Here is a 15,340-nt window from a genome sequence, read left to right on the forward strand (position 1 = left end):
TGAATAAAATTATAAGGTTTTAAGTTGCAATAATTTTTACTAATAATAGAAAAAGCCTGCTATCACACAGGCTTTTCATTTGTAAAATCTATACTAAATTTATTCTTTACTTTCCACTTTGGCCCAAGTATCTCTTAAGCCAACCGTTTTGTTGAAAACCAATTTTTCTGAAGAAGAATCTTTGTCTACACAAAAATACCCCAAACGTTGGAATTGAAATTGGTCTAAATTTTTAGCCGATTGCAAACTTGGTTCCACATAACCGGTAATTACTTCCAAAGAATTTGGGTTGATGAATTCTTTGAAGTCGATTTCTTTATTGCCATCCGGACTTTCATGTGAAAACAAACGGTCATAAATTCGCACTTCCGCCGGAATCGCATGATTGATAGAAACCCAATGAATTGTTCCTTTTACTTTTCGTTGAGACGCTTCCGTGCCGCTTCCGCTTCGGGAATCGGTATCGTAAGTACAATGGATTTCAGTGATATTGCCTTCTGCATCTTTAACAACGCTTTCGCCTTTAATGATATAAGCGTTTTTCAAACGCACTTCGGTTCCTAACGTTAGGCGGAAAAACTTCTTATTGGCTTCTTCCTGAAAATCTTCTCTTTCGATGTATAATTCCTTGGAAAAAGGCACTTTTCTATAGGTCATGACAGCTTCTTCCGGATTGTTTTCGGCTTCTAACCATTCTTCCTGACCTTCAGGATAATTGGTAATAACCAACTTCACCGGATTCAAAACCGCCATAACACGGTGTGTAGTTTTATTCAATTCTTCGCGAACGCAAAACTCTAAAAGCGAAACATCAATCAAATTAGTACGCTTGGCAATTCCGATAGTTTTGGCAAAATTCCGAATAGCCATTGGCGGATAACCGCGACGACGCATCCCGGAAATGGTACTCATTCTCGGATCATCCCAACCGGTAACGTGTTTTTCTTCAACTAATTGCAATAACTTACGTTTAGAAACTACCGTATGTGATAAATTTCTACGAGCGAATTCTCTTTGCTTTGGACGCACCTTAGTTGAATCATACACTTGGTCTAAAAACCAGTCGTATAATTCTCGGTGAGGCAAGAACTCAAGTGTACAAAACGAGTGGGATATTTGTTCCAAATAATCACTTTCACCATGTGCCCAATCGTACATGGGATAAATACACCATTTATTTCCTGTACGGTGATGATGCGAATGCAAAATGCGGTACATAATCGGATCACGCATCAACATGTTGTTATGTGACATATCGATTTTGGCTCGAAGAATGTGCGTTCCATTGGGAAACTCACCATTTTTCATTCTTTCAAATAGGTCTAAATTCTCTTCTACTGAACGGTTTCTGTAAGGTGAATCGGTTCCGGCTTGTGTAGGCGTTCCTTTTTGCTTGGCCATTTCTTCTGAAGATTGGCTGTCCACATAAGCTTTACCTTTTTTGATGAATTCAACAGCCCAATCGTATAATTGTTGGAAATAATCCGAAGCATAACATTCGGTATCCCATTGATAACCCAACCATTCGATGTCTTTTTTAATTGCGTCAACGTATTCCTGCTCTTCTTTAGCCGGATTGGTGTCATCAAAACGCAAATTTACAGGCGCCTGATAATCAATTCCTAAACCAAAATTTAAACAAATAGCACTAGCATGCCCAACGTGTAAATAGCCGTTAGGTTCAGGTGGAAAACGAAAACGCAACTTGTCTTTAGACAAACCGTTTTTCATATCTTCTTCGATAATTTGTTCGAGGAAATTAAGTGACTTCTCTTCTGTTGACATATTCAAAATTTTGAGTCGCAAAGTTATCAAATTTGTTGGTTATTTGGTTATGCGTTCATTTGGTTATTTGACATTTTGAAAAGAGAAACGTAAATATTTAGTACATTTATCGAATAAACAAATTACCAAATCCACAAATTAACTTTAAAAATGGGAACTATTAAATTGCAAAATATCAGAACCTTTTCCTTTCACGGTTGTTTGGAAGAAGAAGGCAGAATTGGTTCGGATTACCGAGTTGATTTGGAAATTAAGACCGATTTGAGAAAATCTTCGATTTCCGATGACCTCAAAGACACGGTTGATTATGTGCTTTTGAACAAAATTGTAGAAGAAGAAATGGCCATTCGCTCCAAGTTATTGGAACATGTTGCACACAGAATCGTAACCCGAATCTTCAAAGAAATCCCAGCGGTTTCAAGAATTCTATTAGCCGTTTCCAAGCTCAATCCACCAATTGGTGGTGATGTTGAAGCGGTTACCATTGAAATGGAAGAATATCGTAGTTAAGTGTGATTTGTAAAGTTGGAAGTACAAAGTAGTAAAAGAAAACTTTTTGCCTTTTGCCTTTTGCCTTTTAACTTTTTTAGTATATTTGCCGTCCAACTGGCATCGTGGCCGAGCGGCTAGGCACCGGTCTGCAAAACCGTATACTCCGGTTCGAATCCGGACGATGCCTCTGAAACCTTCAAGGAAACTTGGAGGTTTTTTTATGGGTTAATTTTTAGAAAAAATTAATTAAAGTTATGTTCGAATCCGGACTGTGCCTCTAAAACCTTTAAGCAAACTTGGAGGTTTTATTATGGGCTAATTTTTAGAAAAAATTAATTAAAGATATTGTTCGATTCCGGAACAGAGACTTTTTGAAAGTTTATTGATGCTCGTTTTCTAATTTCTCTATTGCAGAATTTACAATTTTTTGTTCTTTTGGAAACCAGGCTTGCGATAGTAAAACAACACCACAAATGATTAATGCGATACTGATTACTTTCTTAATTAAAAGGATATTTTTTGGGTTGAGCTTGCTTCGTAATTGTTTGGCCAGTATTATTTTAAACAAATCGGTGATGAAATAAACGATGATTAACGTAGCAAAAAAAGTTATCATTCTGGATGCTTTTAATTCCAATTGCGGACCAATGGTAATAAGAATAGCCAACCAAAATCCGAGGACACCAATGTTAATAAAGTTCAGGAAAAAACCTTTGATAAATAACGAAAAGTAATTGGTTTTTGCCAATTCTTTCGGATCAATCTCATCGATACTTTTTTTGGATTCTTTTTTGTTTTTTACAAAGGAAATAATGCCGTAAGTCAACATCACTAATCCGCCAAAAATAAACAATGCCGGATCATCTTTGATGCTTTGAATCAAACGATAACTACTAAAAAAAGCTATCAGAATAAATATAATATCTGCTAAAACTACTCCTAAATCAAACATTACAGCAGCTCTGAATCCTTTGACTACACTGGTTTCCAGTAGTACAAAAAAAACAGGACCAATCATAAAACTTAAGAAAAATCCAAGCGGAATGGCAGATAAAATATCGTTAAGGAAAATCATAGTTTGAGTTTTGACATTGCAAGTTAGAATTAAATTTTAACAATTTAAAACTATTTCTACTTTGCTTCTTCTATACTTCCTCCGGCTATTACTTTTTGATTGATTTGTTTGGGTTTGCCATGAATAGTGATGTCACCGCCGGCACGAACTTTGGCTTCAACCAAATTGGTAGCAAAAATATCTGCTTCTCCACCGGCATTGGCGGTAATGGTTGTTTGGCTGGTTTTCAACTTTTGGGCTTCATAAATTCCACCTGAATTCACTAAAACATCTTGATTGTCAGCCGTTCCTTCCAATGTAATTTTAGAACCATTGGCCACGCGAACATTTAATTTTTGGGTTTCTAAAATCAATTTTACTTCGGAACCTTCTTTGGCATTGATGTTAAAACTAATTGCTTCTAATTGATCACCACAAGCAATTCGAGAACCTTCATTGGCTTCAACAGCGGTAAGATTATCGAAATAAACAGTTACCGAAATGTGATCGCCACCTAATAATTTATTTAACGGCATTCTGATTTTTAATTCGCCATTTTTATTGACCAATTCTACTTCATTACTTTCTTTACCATCAATAACTACTTTGTTTTCATTGCTTTTTACCAATAAAACATCAATCTGGTCAAAGGAAGTTACTTTGGTAAAATCACCTACATTTTTTTCAACTTGTCCGAAAGCTAACGAACTGAAAATTAATAAACTATAAAATACATTTTTCATTTTAAAAAAAATTTAATGGAACACTAACTATTCATTTCTTCTGATAAAATGGAAATCCAATTGTTTTTTTACCAAATCGGCATTTTTTACTTTGACATAAACTTCATCACCTAGCTGTAATAATCCTTTGGAAACCTGACCAACCAACGCATACTGTTTCTCATCAAAAACATAATAATCTTCTTTGATTTCTCTGATTCTGACCATGCCTTCGCATTTATTTTCGATGATTTCCACATAAATTCCCCATTCGGTTACGCCTGAAATTACCCCTAGAAACTCTTGGTCTTTGTGGTCTTGCATGTATTTCACCTGCATGTATTTGACCGAATCTCTTTCGGCTTGTGCAGCCAAACCTTCCATATCACTGGAATGCGCACATTTCTCTTCGTATTCTTCTTGGCTCACACTTTTACCTCCGTCAAGATAATACTGCAACAATCGGTGTGCCATCACATCAGGATAACGTCGAATAGGTGAAGTAAAATGACTGTAGAAATCAAAAGCTAAACCATAATGGCCAATATTTTCAGTTGAATATTTGGCTTTGCTCATGCTTCGAATCGTCAACGTATCAACCAAATTTTGTTCCTTTTTACCATTGACTTCATTCAATAAATTATTCAACGATTTAGAAATATCTTGTTTGGATTTCATATTGATAGAATAGCCAAATTTAGAAATCACGGTTTGTAGGTTAATCAACTTGTCTTCGTTAGGTTCGTCGTGAATACGATAGACAAAAGTTTTCTTTTGCTTGCCTATAAATTCAGCTACTTTTCGGTTGGCCAACAACATAAATTCTTCTATCAAATGATTGGCATCTTTAGAGATTTTAAAGAACACACCAACCGGTTCGGCTGCTTCATTTAAATTGAATTTTACTTCTACTTTATCAAATGAAATCGCTCCGGCTGCCATTCTTTTTCTGCGAAGAATTTTAGCCAAATCATCCATTTTTAAAGTGGCTTCCACAATTTCCTTTGGTGCTTTATATGCTGCACCGGTAAGTGAAATTTCTGCCGGAATCACATCTGATTTGGTTTCAATAATTTGTTGCGCTTCTTCATAAGCAAAACGCTGGTCGGAATAAATGACGGTTCGCCCAAACCATTGGTTAACCACTTCTGCTTTGGGTGTTAATTCAAACACAGCAGAAAAAGTGTATTTTTCTTCATGCGGTCTGAGTGAACAAGCAAAATTAGATAATACTTCGGGTAACATTGGCACCACTCTGTCAACCAAATAAACTGAAGTAGCTCTTCGGTAAGCTTCATCATCGAGTATGGTTCCTTCTTTTAAATAATGGGAAACATCGGCAATATGAACGCCTATTTCAAAGTTTCCATTCTCTAAAACTTGGAAAGATAAAGCATCATCAAAATCTTTGGCATCTTTCGGGTCAATGGTGAAGGTTAAAACCTTTCGCATGTCGCGACGTTTGGCAATTTCTTCCTGAGTGATTGACGTATCTAATTTGTTGGCGTAAGCATCAACTTCTATCGGGAAATCATACGGTAAACCATATTCGGCTAAAATGGCATGAATTTCAGTATTGTGTTCTCCCGGTTTTCCTAAAACTTTAATCACGGAACCAAAAGGAGAATCCGCTTTCGCTGGCCAATCTTCTAGTTTCACTAAAACTACATCTCCGTGTTCGGCCTCGCCTAGTTTATTTTTTGGGATAAAAATATCAGTGTACATTTTGGCATTTGCCGTAGTGACAAAACCAAAGTTCTTTTGAATATCAACTACTCCAACGAATTCCTCTTTATGTCTTTCTAAAATTTCTAAGACTTCCGCTTCGGGTTTTCTGGAACTTCTTCGGTCATACACATAGGCTTTTACCGTATCACCGTCTAAAGCGTGATTCAAATTCACAAACGGAACAAAAACATCGTGCTCTAATTCGTCACAAACAAAATAAGCCGTTTTTCGCGAAGTCATATCAATGGTTCCTTCATAGTATTTTTGGCTGCTGGCTTTGACTAAATACTTTCCTGGTTCGGATTCTATAATTAGTTTTTGGGCAGCTAATATCTTTAAATCTTTGATAATTTCGTTTCTGCTTTTGGTATCATCCAGTTCCAGGATTGCAGCTATTTGTTTGTAGTTGAATGGTTTATTGGCATTCTTGGATAATATTTTAAAAATCTTTTCGGAAAATGTTTTAGTATTCTTTCCGAACTTTTTGGGTTTCTTACTCATTGTATCAGTTCTATTATTGTTGAAAATTACGAAATAGTAATTAGTAAATAGTAATTAGTGATTAGTTTTAATTAAAAAATAACAATTTGTATCTTTATAAAAACTATAAAAGATGACCGAATTTGTAACCATTGCCACTTTTAATTTTGTTCACGAAATCTCGGTTTTAAAAAGCATTTTAGACCGAGAAAATATTCCGTATTTATTCCAAAATGAAAACCTGGTTTCTATAGATCCTATGGCCAGTTTGGCATATGGCGGCATCCAATTAAAAATTCATCCCAACGATATTCTGGCTGTTCAAACTATTTTAGACGACCTAAATAATAATTTAAAAATCGTTTAAAATTTCAAAGTTGTCAACATATATTAAAAACAACAAAAAAGAATTTTAAAAAATTTAAATTTTATAATGGTTATTATAGGGTGTTAATAGCTGTAATAACTTTTTTCTTAAGGATGAGTTTTAAAAGTTATCTAAACTTATACAGAGAAATTAACAATAGTATGAAAAGTCAAAAGGCTTAAAATGAGTAAATTTTTAGGAGTTGTCAACAGTTGTTAACATGTAAAAAATCAGTCAAATTTTTAATAAGTTTACTTGTTGATTTGTGTTGAAAACCTGTTTTTTTATGCTGATAAGTATTCCAAAAAAAGAGCAAACTAAATTTGATTTTCTCGTTTCAATTTTTGATTAGAAAAAATTCTGTTACAACCTCAAAAAACTTCTGATTTTCTATCCAAAGTTGTTAACAATTCATGTTAATTTAAAGTTAACTGATTATCAACGATTTGCAAAACACTATCAACATTGTATAATTTTAACATTTGAAATGAAATTTATGCAATGATTTTCAAATAGTTATAGAAAGTTCTCAGTTGGCAAATAATCTTAGATTTTAAAAATCAAGTAGTTACAATAAAGTAAAAATCCAACCGATAGTTTCCTTAAATTTGTAGTCACAACACAAAAAAATCAACATGAAAATTTCTATCGGAAACGATCACGCCGGACCGGATTACAAAAAAGCCATTGTCGCATTTTTAGAACAAAAAGGATATCAAATTTTTAACCATGGAACCGACACTTTTGACAGTGTAGATTATCCTGATTTTGGTCATCCTGTTGCTGTAGACGTCGAAACTAAAAGAGCCAATTTTGGCATAGTGATTTGCGGTTCCGGAAACGGAATAGCCATGTCGGCCAATAAACACCAAGGCATCCGCGCTGCACTTTGTTGGACCAAAGAAATTTCCGCTCTGGCACGCCAACACAACGATGCCAATGTTATTAGTATTCCGGCACGATACACTTCTATTCAACAAGCTGTGGAAATGGTAGATACTTTTTTAAATACCGCTTTCGAAGGCGGAAGACATGCCACCAGAGTGAATAAAATAAGCTGTCTTTAAAAACTATGATAGCCGACTTAAAAACTTTTAAAGAGGTTAATGCTGTCAGCAGGAAAGTGGCACTTTTTTCCTTTTTAACAGGAACGATGATTTTGGCACTTTATTTTTTCTCCCATTATCATGGGGTAATTTATTTTGGCTTGTTTTTTATCACCGTTGCTTTTATCGGCAATAGTTTTTTTACGGTTCTTTTAATGAATTATTTTATCAAAGAAAAAGTACATAGAAGAGCTATACTGTTTTCTCTTTTTTTAATTTTTTTAAATGTACCGATTGGATTTTTTTACCTTGATTTAGGATTTGAGATTTACAATCATATAGAGATAATTAATGAGTGAAATACACATCCATAAACATGAAGTACAAGGGAAAAACTTAGTCCTTTCCATAATCCTGAATTTGATTATTACCATTGCTCAGGTAATAGGCGGTATCATTTCCGGGAGTTTGGCGCTAATTTCTGATGCCCTGCACAATTTTTCCGATGTACTTTCTTTGGTTTTCAGCTGGATTGCCCATAAACTTTCCCGAAGAAAAGCATCTTTGGAACACACTTTTGGCTACAAAAGAGCGGAATTAATTGCCGCTTTTGTCAACGCTTCTACCTTAGTGATTGTCGCTTTTATATTGATTTATGGTGCTGTAGAAAGATTTTTTAATCCGCATCCTATTCAATCCGGATTGGTAATTTGGCTGGCACTTTTAGGAATAGTGGTTAATGGTCTTTCGGTTATTTTTCTACGAAAAGATGCAGAGCACAATATCAATATGAAATCCGCTTATTTGCATTTACTGACGGATATGATGGCTTCTGTAGCGGTTTTGGTAGGTGGTTTGTTGATGAAATTTTACGGTTGGTTTTGGGTCGATAGTGTGATGACAATTGCTATTGCACTCTATTTAATTGTAGTTGGAGCCAAATTATTAATCACTTCCACCAAAATGCTGATGCTGTTCACACCCGATTTTATTGACATCAAAGAACTGGTTCGCGAAGTACATAAAATCCCGGGAGTTAATAAACTGCATCACATTCACGTTTGGCATCTCAATGACGAAGAATTACATCTTGAAGCCCATTTGGATTGCTCCGAAGATATTAAAATGAGCGAATTCAATGTATTATTACATGAGGTAGAACAGGTTTTATTTCTTAAATTTAACATCAATCACATCAACATTCAACCCGAATTCAGAAAAGCCGATCCTAAAGATTTTATAGTTCAGGACTAATATGACAACACTTGATTTAAACAATATTCAGAGCATTTTTAAAAAGCGGTTGTCCGGCTCTCACAAAGGCAACCATGGTCATGCTTTGATAATAGCCGGAGGAAAAGCCAAAATGGGTGCGGCAATTATCGCCGCAAAATCGGCGCTTCGCGCCGGTGCCGGTTTGGTTACGGTCAATATTCCCAAAAAAGAGCGCTTGGCCGTTTTTAGTTCGGTTCCCGAGGCTATGATTGAATTTAGAGAAGAAAACAACAATTGGGAAAAATACAATGCTTTTGCCATTGGACCGGGTTTAGGAACGGATAAACCGGCGGAGAAGAAAATAGAATTTGTAATCGAAAATGTAAAACAACCAATTGTTTTTGATGCAGACACCTTGAATTTTTTGGCTAAAAAGCAAAATTGGCTCAAAAAACTTCCTCCAAAATCAATCTTAACACCACACGAAAAAGAGTTTGACCGATTATTCGGCATTCATTTTTCAGCAGAAAAGAGGCAACAAAAAGCCATTGAAAAAGCCACCGAACTCAATTGCATTATTGTCTTAAAAAGCCATAAAACCTTCATCACCGATGGGAAACAAAGCTTTCAAAACACCACCGGGAATTCAGGCTTAGCCAAAGGTGGTTCGGGCGATGCGTTAACCGGAATGATTACGGCTTTTTTAGCCCAAGGGTATGAACCTGTAAATGCAGCAAATATCGGGGTATACCTTCACGGATTGGCAGCGGATATTACCTTGGAAACCCAAAGCGAAGAAAGCATGCTCATTACCGATGTGATTGAAAATCTCGGGAAAGCTTTCCAAAAAATTCGGCTAAAAAAAGGAAATTAACCATGAAGGGCTTTCCAAAACAGGACAAAACTTACCACAATAAAAACGAAAACCGGAATTCCGGCGAAGAGGTTAAAATTTCGTTTCATTATCAAGGACTTTTTATGGAAAAAGTAACTTTCGCACAACAAAAAAACCGACCAAAAAAATAAACCTGTGTAAATACTCAAAGCATAGGCAAGATAAAACTCTTCAAAATCGAGGAAGAAAATAATACTTACCAAACAAAGTACAATCAATAATAGAATCCGCAGAAAAAAATATTTTATCATTGCAGGAGATTTAGCCAAATATACAAAAATGACTAACATACAATTCATTCAAAACCAAGTTACGGCTGCGCCCAAAAGCATTGAAGCCACTTTAAAACTATTATCCGAAGATTGCACAATCCCTTTTATTTCTCGTTACCGAAAAGACCAAACCGGAAACTTGGATGAAGTAGTCATTGAAAACATTGCCAAACTTTCCAAACAATTTGACGAAATCCAGAAACGAAAAGACAGCGTTTTAAAAGCCATTGAGGAACAAGGACAACTGACTTCGGAACTAAAAAGCAAAATCGAAAACAGTTTCGATTTGCAGGAAATAGAAGATTTGTATTTGCCTTTTAAAAAGAAGAAAAAAACCCGTGCCGATGTCGCTAGAGAAAACGGGTTGGAGCCATTGGCTAAAATTATCATGGCACAAAATAGCGATGATATTGAGTTTATCGCCTCTAAATATTTGAATGGCAAAGTACCAAATGAAGACGAGGCTTTACAAGGTGCGCGCGACATTATAGCCGAATGGATCAACGAAAACATCTACATCCGAAAAAATTTACGTCGAATGTTTCAGCGTAAAGCAATGGTTGAAACCAAAGTGGTCAAAACTAAAAAAGACGACGAAGCGGCACAAAAATTCTCCCAATATTTTGATTGGGCCGAACCGATTTCCAAAGCGCCATCGCATCGATTATTGGCCATGTTGCGCGCCGAAGCCGAAGGTTTTGTCAAATTAAACGTTGAAATCGAGAAAGAAGAAGCTATCGAATTTATCGAAAACAATACCATAAAAAACAACAGAGAAACGGCAGACCAATTGCGGTTGGCCATCAAAGACAGTTACAAAAGATTGTTAGAACCGGCGATTTCCAACGAAACACTGCAAGAAGCCAAAGCCAAAGCCGATGCCAAAGCGATTGAAGTGTTTGCCGGGAATTTGGGCCAGCTTTTGTTAGCGCCGCCATTAGGTGAAAAGCGAATTTTAGCCATCGATCCGGGTTACCGAAGTGGTTGTAAAGCGGTTTGTTTGGATGAAAAAGGAGATTTGTTATACAACGAAACTATTTATCCGCACCAACCGCAAAACGAAACTGCGATGGCGATCAAAAAAATCAAATCGATGGTCAATGCCTACAACATTGAAGCGATTTCCATCGGTAACGGAACGGCAAGTCGCGAAACCGAATTCTTTATCAAAAAGATTGCTTTCGATAAACCGGTACAAGTTTTTGTGGTTTCCGAAGCCGGAGCATCGGTGTATTCTGCAAGCAAAATTGCTAGAGATGAATTTCCAAATTTTGACGTAACGGTTCGTGGTTCGGTTTCCATAGGAAGAAGACTTTCCGATCCGCTGGCCGAATTGGTAAAAATTGATGCCAAATCAATCGGCGTTGGACAATACCAACATGATGTTGATCAAACTAAACTTAAAGAAGAATTGGATACGGTCGTAGTTCGTTGCGTGAATTCTGTCGGTATTAACATCAATACGGCGAGTAAATCATTACTGAGCTATGTCTCCGGAATTGGCGAAAAAATGGCAGAAAACATCGTCGCTTTCCGCAGTGAAAATGGTCCTTTTGAAGACAGAAAGCAACTCAAGAAAGTCCCAAGATTGGGTGATAAAGCTTACCAACAAGCCGCCGCGTTTATCCGAATCAAAGATGGAAAAAATCCACTAGATAATTCAGCCGTACATCCGGAAGCTTACCCAATAGTAGAAAAAATGGCGAAAGATTTAGGCTTAAAAACTGCGGAATTGATTGGCAAAAAAGACAAAATCAGTTTGATAAAACCTGAAACTTATGTCACTTCCGAAATTGGAATTTTGGGCATCAAAGACATTTTAAAAGAGCTCGAAAAGCCCGGACTCGATCCAAGAAAAGCGGCGAAAGTTTTCGAATTTGATGCCAATGTCAAAACCATAAAAGACGTTCGCTCGGGAATGATATTACCGGGAATTGTCAATAATATTACAGCTTTCGGCTGTTTTGTTGATATCGGAATTAAGGAAAGCGGATTGGTCCACATTTCCCAACTCAAAGAAGGGTTTGTTTCCGATGTGAATGAAGTGGTTAAATTACACCAACACGTTCAGGTAAAAGTTGTTGAAGTTGATGAAGAGCGAAAACGCATTCAGCTGACGATGGTTTTCTAAAAATAAAAAATCCCAAACACCGATTAATTGTCGGAATTTGGGATTTTTACTATTGCTCCCGAAGCTTCGGGATAAAAGAGTTTACTCCTTAGTAGAATCCTCTTCTTTTTTAGGCTCTGTTGTATCGTCTTTAGCCGCTTTTTTGAATTCTTTCACTCCGCTACCCAAACCTTTCATCAGTTCCGGAATCTTTTTACCTCCAAAAAGTAATAAAATAACAGCCAAAACCAAAAGAATTTGAGGCATTCCAAATTCGCCTAAGAATATTGTTAAAAAGTTCATGATTTCTGAAATTAGATTTAATATTTGGCAAATGTAGAAAATAAATTAATAGCTGGTTACGTTTTAGCGCTAAAGAACGTTAAACATTATGAATTCTTAAGCAGATTTAATTTCTATATTTGTGGTATAATCAAATACCAATGTCCGAAAAACGGCTTAAGCGTAAAATCATCAAGAAAAAATTATTCACGAAAAACCGGTTGGTTATCCTGAATGAAGAAACCTTTGAAGAAGTCTTTTCTTTGCGTTTGACGTTGATGAATGTCTTTGTAGTAGCCACAATCGGTGCTTTGTTGATTATTTTTATCACCACTTACATCATTGCTTTTACACCTCTTCGCGAATATATTCCGGGTTATGCTTCTACCAAATTAAAAAGAGACGCAACAGAATTAGCCCTAAAATCCGATTCCTTAAGCAACGCCTTAAAGAAAAATGAAGCTTACATTGCATCTATTAAAAAGATTTTGACGGGTGATTTGGATTATGCCAAATTCAGTAAAGATTCTATTACCGCCACCAATATTGAAACGATATCTGAAGAAAATTTACAACCCACAGAAGCCGATTTATTGCTAAGAGAACAAGTGGCTCGAGAGGACAAATACAATCTTTTTGAAAAAGCCAAACCTAAGGTGAGTGTAGTGTTTTTTCCACCGGCAAAAGGAATGATTACCGAGAAGTTTAACCCCAAAGAAAAGCATTATGCCGTTGATGTGGCTTTGGCCAAAAACACACCAATAAAAGCCGTTTTGGCCGGAACCGTCATTTTTGCTGATTGGACACCAAGCACAGGAAACGTAGTAATCATAAGACATAATAACGGTTTTATTTCAGTTTATAAACACGCCGCTTCTTTAACTAAAGAACAAGGCAATGATGTAAGAACCGGTGAGGTTATAGCCTTAGCAGGTTCAACCGGACAAGAATCAACCGGAGTGCATTTGCATTTTGAACTGTGGAAAGACGGTTACCCAATTGACCCAACGATTTTTATAGCCTTTGAATAATATGGAAGAAACATTAATTTACTTTATAGAAAACACTTTGTTTATTTCCTTTTTAGTGGGATTCATTTTTTTGATTACGGCTTTAATCACTTTGAAATTTCCACCCAAGAAAATCAATTATTTATACGGTTATCGAACGACAGCTTCTATGAAAAACCAAGAAGTTTGGGATTTTGCCCAAAGGTATTCAGGAATAAAAATGATTCAAGCGGGTTTGTTTTTAATGCTTATTTCCTTTGTCAATGTATTTTTAAACCCACAAGATGAATTTTTGCAAATAGTTTTTGGAATTGTATTCATAACAGCCGCCGTTATTTACTTATTTATTTCGACTGAAAAAGCCATTAGAAAGAATTTTCCAAACGTTTAATCATGTCTATAAAATCAATAGCCGCCAAATTATTAGCCAAAAAAGTCCATAAAAAAGTCCAAGCTTGGGCTTCAAAACCTGTGGAAACCCAACAAAAAGTCTTAGAGGGTTTAATTGGCAAAGCCAAATTTACGGTCTTTGGCAACGACCATGATTTTGCCAACATCAAAACCTTTCAAGACTTTGCGGCCAGAGTGCCTATAAGAGATTACGAGGAATTGCGACCTTATGTAGACCAAGTGGTGAAAGGCGAAGAAAACATACTTTGGAAAGGCAAACCCATTTATTTTGCCAAAACATCCGGAACAACTTCCGGGGCAAAATACATTCCGCTCACTAAAGAATCCATGCCGTTTCATATTCAAGCCGCGCGAAACGCCATTTTAAGTTACATACACGAAACCGGGAAAGCTGATTTCGTTGACGGTAAAATGATTTTCCTGCAAGGCAGCCCAATTTTAGAAGAAAAAAACGGCATCAAACTCGGAAGGCTTTCCGGGATTGTAGCGCATTTTGTGCCAAAATATCTCCAAAAAAACCGCATGCCAAGCTGGGAAACCAATTGTATCGAAGATTGGGAAACCAAAGTAGATGCGATTGTAGAGGAAACGTTTAACGAAAACATGACGGTGATTTCAGGGATTCCTTCTTGGGTGCAAATGTATTTTGAAAAGCTTCAGCAAAAAGGAGGAAAACCCGTAGGCGATATTTTCAAGAACTTCAATTTGTTTATTTACGGCGGCGTCAATTACGAACCGTATCGTGCCAAATTTGAAAACCTAATCGGGAGAAAAGTAGATTCTATCGAATTGTTTCCGGCGTCAGAAGGTTTTTTTGCGTACCAGGATTCCCAAAAAGAAAAGGGCATGTTGTTGTTGTTGAATTCGGGTATTTTCTACGAATTTGTCAAAGCCGATGAATTTTTCACCGAAAAACCTAGACGATATACCATAGGTGAAGTCGAATTAGGCATCAATTACGTTTTAATCATTTCCACCAATGCCGGATTGTGGGCTTATAACATCGGCGACACGGTTCAGTTTACCTGTTTGAAACCATATCGCGTCATCGTTTCCGGAAGGATTAAACATTATATTTCGGCTTTTGGCGAACATGTGATTGGCAAGGAAGTCGAAAGCGCTTTACAAGAAGCCATGCAAGGAACAACTGTTCGGGTGAATGAATTTACCGTCGCACCACAAATCACGCCAAGCGAAGGATTGCCTTACCACGAATGGTTTATCGAGTTTGAAAATGAACCTGATAATTTAGAAGATTTTGCGTTGAGAATTGACCAAGCCATGCGCCAACAAAACACCTATTACGACGATTTGATTGTGGGTAATGTGTTGCGAACGCTTGTCATTACCAAAGTCGCCCAAAACGGCTTTCAAGACTATATGAAATCCATCGGGAAACTCGGCGGACAAAACAAATTACCAAGATTGGCCAATGATAGAAAAATAGCGGATTTTTTTAGTAGAAAATAGA

At 36.5% G+C, this 15,340-nt stretch carries 15 protein-coding genes and 1 tRNA gene; 11 read left to right on the forward strand and 5 right to left on the reverse strand.

All coding sequences use genetic code 11. The annotated features are described in order from the left end of the window. Positions 1-99: 99 nt before the first annotated feature. Positions 100-1,785: a glutamine--tRNA ligase/YqeY domain fusion protein gene (locus tag HA632_RS08120; RefSeq protein WP_176306690.1), complete on the reverse strand. Its 1,686-nt coding sequence runs from the start codon at positions 1,783-1,785 to the stop codon at positions 100-102. Positions 1,786-1,935: 150 nt separating this feature from the next. Here HA632_RS08120 and folB point away from each other — a divergent pair, with 150 nt between their 5' ends. After that, the gene (folB, locus tag HA632_RS08125) at positions 1,936-2,295 is read left to right on the forward strand and encodes a dihydroneopterin aldolase (protein WP_176306691.1); all 360 of its coding nucleotides are present in this window, start codon (positions 1,936-1,938) and stop codon (positions 2,293-2,295) included. A gap of 98 nt (positions 2,296-2,393) precedes the next feature. Further along, positions 2,394-2,464, forward strand: a tRNA-Cys gene (locus tag HA632_RS08130). A gap of 192 nt (positions 2,465-2,656) precedes the next feature. Here HA632_RS08130 and HA632_RS08135 read toward each other — a convergent pair. The 3 genes from HA632_RS08135 to rnr are packed head-to-tail and all read right to left on the reverse strand — an operon-like array spanning position 2,657 to position 6,282. Beyond that, positions 2,657-3,352, reverse strand: a complete 696-nt coding sequence (locus HA632_RS08135; RefSeq protein ID WP_176306692.1) for a LysE family translocator — start codon at positions 3,350-3,352, stop codon at positions 2,657-2,659. Between the two features lie 56 nt (positions 3,353-3,408). Further along, positions 3,409-4,074: a head GIN domain-containing protein gene (locus HA632_RS08140; RefSeq protein WP_176306693.1), complete on the reverse strand. Its 666-nt coding sequence runs from the start codon at positions 4,072-4,074 to the stop codon at positions 3,409-3,411. Positions 4,075-4,101: 27 nt separating this feature from the next. Beyond that, positions 4,102-6,282 carry a ribonuclease R gene (gene rnr, locus HA632_RS08145; RefSeq protein ID WP_176306694.1) on the reverse strand — a complete coding sequence of 727 codons (2,181 nt, stop codon included), beginning with the start codon at positions 6,280-6,282 and terminating at the stop codon, positions 4,102-4,104. Between the two features lie 112 nt (positions 6,283-6,394). On the opposite strand from rnr, the gene HA632_RS08150 reads away from it, so the two are divergent. The 6 genes from HA632_RS08150 (at position 6,395) to HA632_RS08175 (ending at position 12,187) form a co-directional block, all read left to right on the forward strand. Next, positions 6,395-6,628 (forward strand): DUF2007 domain-containing protein, encoded by a 234-nt coding sequence (locus HA632_RS08150; protein WP_176306695.1) that lies wholly within the window; start codon positions 6,395-6,397, stop codon positions 6,626-6,628. Between the two features lie 635 nt (positions 6,629-7,263). Next, positions 7,264-7,695, forward strand: coding sequence for a ribose 5-phosphate isomerase B (gene rpiB / locus HA632_RS08155; protein ID WP_176306696.1), 432 nt, complete (start codon positions 7,264-7,266; stop codon positions 7,693-7,695). 5 nt (positions 7,696-7,700) lie between these two features. After that, positions 7,701-8,033: a hypothetical protein gene (locus HA632_RS08160; protein WP_176306697.1), complete on the forward strand. Its 333-nt coding sequence runs from the start codon at positions 7,701-7,703 to the stop codon at positions 8,031-8,033. Next, positions 8,026-8,928 carry a cation diffusion facilitator family transporter gene (locus HA632_RS08165; protein WP_176306698.1) on the forward strand — a complete coding sequence of 301 codons (903 nt, stop codon included), beginning with the start codon at positions 8,026-8,028 and terminating at the stop codon, positions 8,926-8,928. Before HA632_RS08160 ends, HA632_RS08165 begins: the two co-directional genes overlap by 8 nt. A gap of 1 nt (position 8,929) precedes the next feature. Beyond that, positions 8,930-9,763: an NAD(P)H-hydrate dehydratase gene (locus HA632_RS08170; protein WP_176306699.1), complete on the forward strand. Its 834-nt coding sequence runs from the start codon at positions 8,930-8,932 to the stop codon at positions 9,761-9,763. A 300-nt stretch (positions 9,764-10,063) separates the two neighbouring features. Beyond that, positions 10,064-12,187, forward strand: coding sequence for a Tex family protein (locus HA632_RS08175; RefSeq protein WP_176306700.1), 2,124 nt, complete (start codon positions 10,064-10,066; stop codon positions 12,185-12,187). Between the two features lie 81 nt (positions 12,188-12,268). Here HA632_RS08175 and HA632_RS08180 read toward each other — a convergent pair whose 3' ends face one another. Further along, positions 12,269-12,469: a twin-arginine translocase TatA/TatE family subunit gene (locus tag HA632_RS08180; protein WP_176306701.1), complete on the reverse strand. Its 201-nt coding sequence runs from the start codon at positions 12,467-12,469 to the stop codon at positions 12,269-12,271. A gap of 140 nt (positions 12,470-12,609) precedes the next feature. On the opposite strand from HA632_RS08180, the gene HA632_RS08185 reads away from it, so the two are divergent. The 3 genes from HA632_RS08185 to HA632_RS08195 are packed head-to-tail and all read left to right on the forward strand — an operon-like array spanning position 12,610 to position 15,339. Beyond that, positions 12,610-13,479, forward strand: coding sequence for a M23 family metallopeptidase (locus HA632_RS08185; RefSeq protein ID WP_176306702.1), 870 nt, complete (start codon positions 12,610-12,612; stop codon positions 13,477-13,479). 1 nt (position 13,480) lies between these two features. Further along, a complete protein-coding gene (locus tag HA632_RS08190) occupies positions 13,481-13,849 on the forward strand; it encodes an SdpI family protein (protein ID WP_176306703.1) in 369 nt (122 codons plus the stop codon). Positions 13,850-13,851: 2 nt separating this feature from the next. Then, entirely contained in the window at positions 13,852-15,339 is a 1,488-nt protein-coding gene (locus HA632_RS08195; RefSeq protein WP_176306704.1) for a GH3 auxin-responsive promoter family protein, read from the forward strand. Position 15,340 lies beyond the last annotated feature (1 nt).

This window comes from Flavobacterium sp. J49, from assembly GCF_011742145.1.
Lineage (GTDB): Bacteria > Bacteroidota > Bacteroidia > Flavobacteriales > Flavobacteriaceae > Flavobacterium.

Bases quoted from the DNA above. Each gene is read 5' to 3' on its own strand.
- rnr (WP_176306694.1), bottom strand. From the start codon at position 6,282: ATGAGTAAGAAACCCAAAAAGTTCGGAAAGAATACTAAAACATTTTCC.
- HA632_RS08165 (WP_176306698.1), top strand. From the start codon at position 8,026: ATGAGTGAAATACACATCCATAAACATGAAGTACAAGGGAAAAACTTA.
- folB (WP_176306691.1), top strand. From the start codon at position 1,936: ATGGGAACTATTAAATTGCAAAATATCAGAACCTTTTCCTTTCACGGT.
- HA632_RS08190 (WP_176306703.1), top strand. From the start codon at position 13,481: ATGGAAGAAACATTAATTTACTTTATAGAAAACACTTTGTTTATTTCC.
- HA632_RS08140 (WP_176306693.1), bottom strand. From the start codon at position 4,074: ATGAAAAATGTATTTTATAGTTTATTAATTTTCAGTTCGTTAGCTTTC.
- HA632_RS08150 (WP_176306695.1), top strand. From the start codon at position 6,395: ATGACCGAATTTGTAACCATTGCCACTTTTAATTTTGTTCACGAAATC.
- HA632_RS08180 (WP_176306701.1), bottom strand. From the start codon at position 12,469: ATGAACTTTTTAACAATATTCTTAGGCGAATTTGGAATGCCTCAAATT.
- HA632_RS08120 (WP_176306690.1), bottom strand. From the start codon at position 1,785: ATGTCAACAGAAGAGAAGTCACTTAATTTCCTCGAACAAATTATCGAA.
- HA632_RS08185 (WP_176306702.1), top strand. From the start codon at position 12,610: ATGTCCGAAAAACGGCTTAAGCGTAAAATCATCAAGAAAAAATTATTC.
- HA632_RS08195 (WP_176306704.1), top strand. From the start codon at position 13,852: ATGTCTATAAAATCAATAGCCGCCAAATTATTAGCCAAAAAAGTCCAT.
- HA632_RS08175 (WP_176306700.1), top strand. From the start codon at position 10,064: ATGACTAACATACAATTCATTCAAAACCAAGTTACGGCTGCGCCCAAA.
- HA632_RS08160 (WP_176306697.1), top strand. From the start codon at position 7,701: ATGATAGCCGACTTAAAAACTTTTAAAGAGGTTAATGCTGTCAGCAGG.
- rpiB (WP_176306696.1), top strand. From the start codon at position 7,264: ATGAAAATTTCTATCGGAAACGATCACGCCGGACCGGATTACAAAAAA.
- HA632_RS08170 (WP_176306699.1), top strand. From the start codon at position 8,930: ATGACAACACTTGATTTAAACAATATTCAGAGCATTTTTAAAAAGCGG.
- HA632_RS08135 (WP_176306692.1), bottom strand. From the start codon at position 3,352: ATGATTTTCCTTAACGATATTTTATCTGCCATTCCGCTTGGATTTTTC.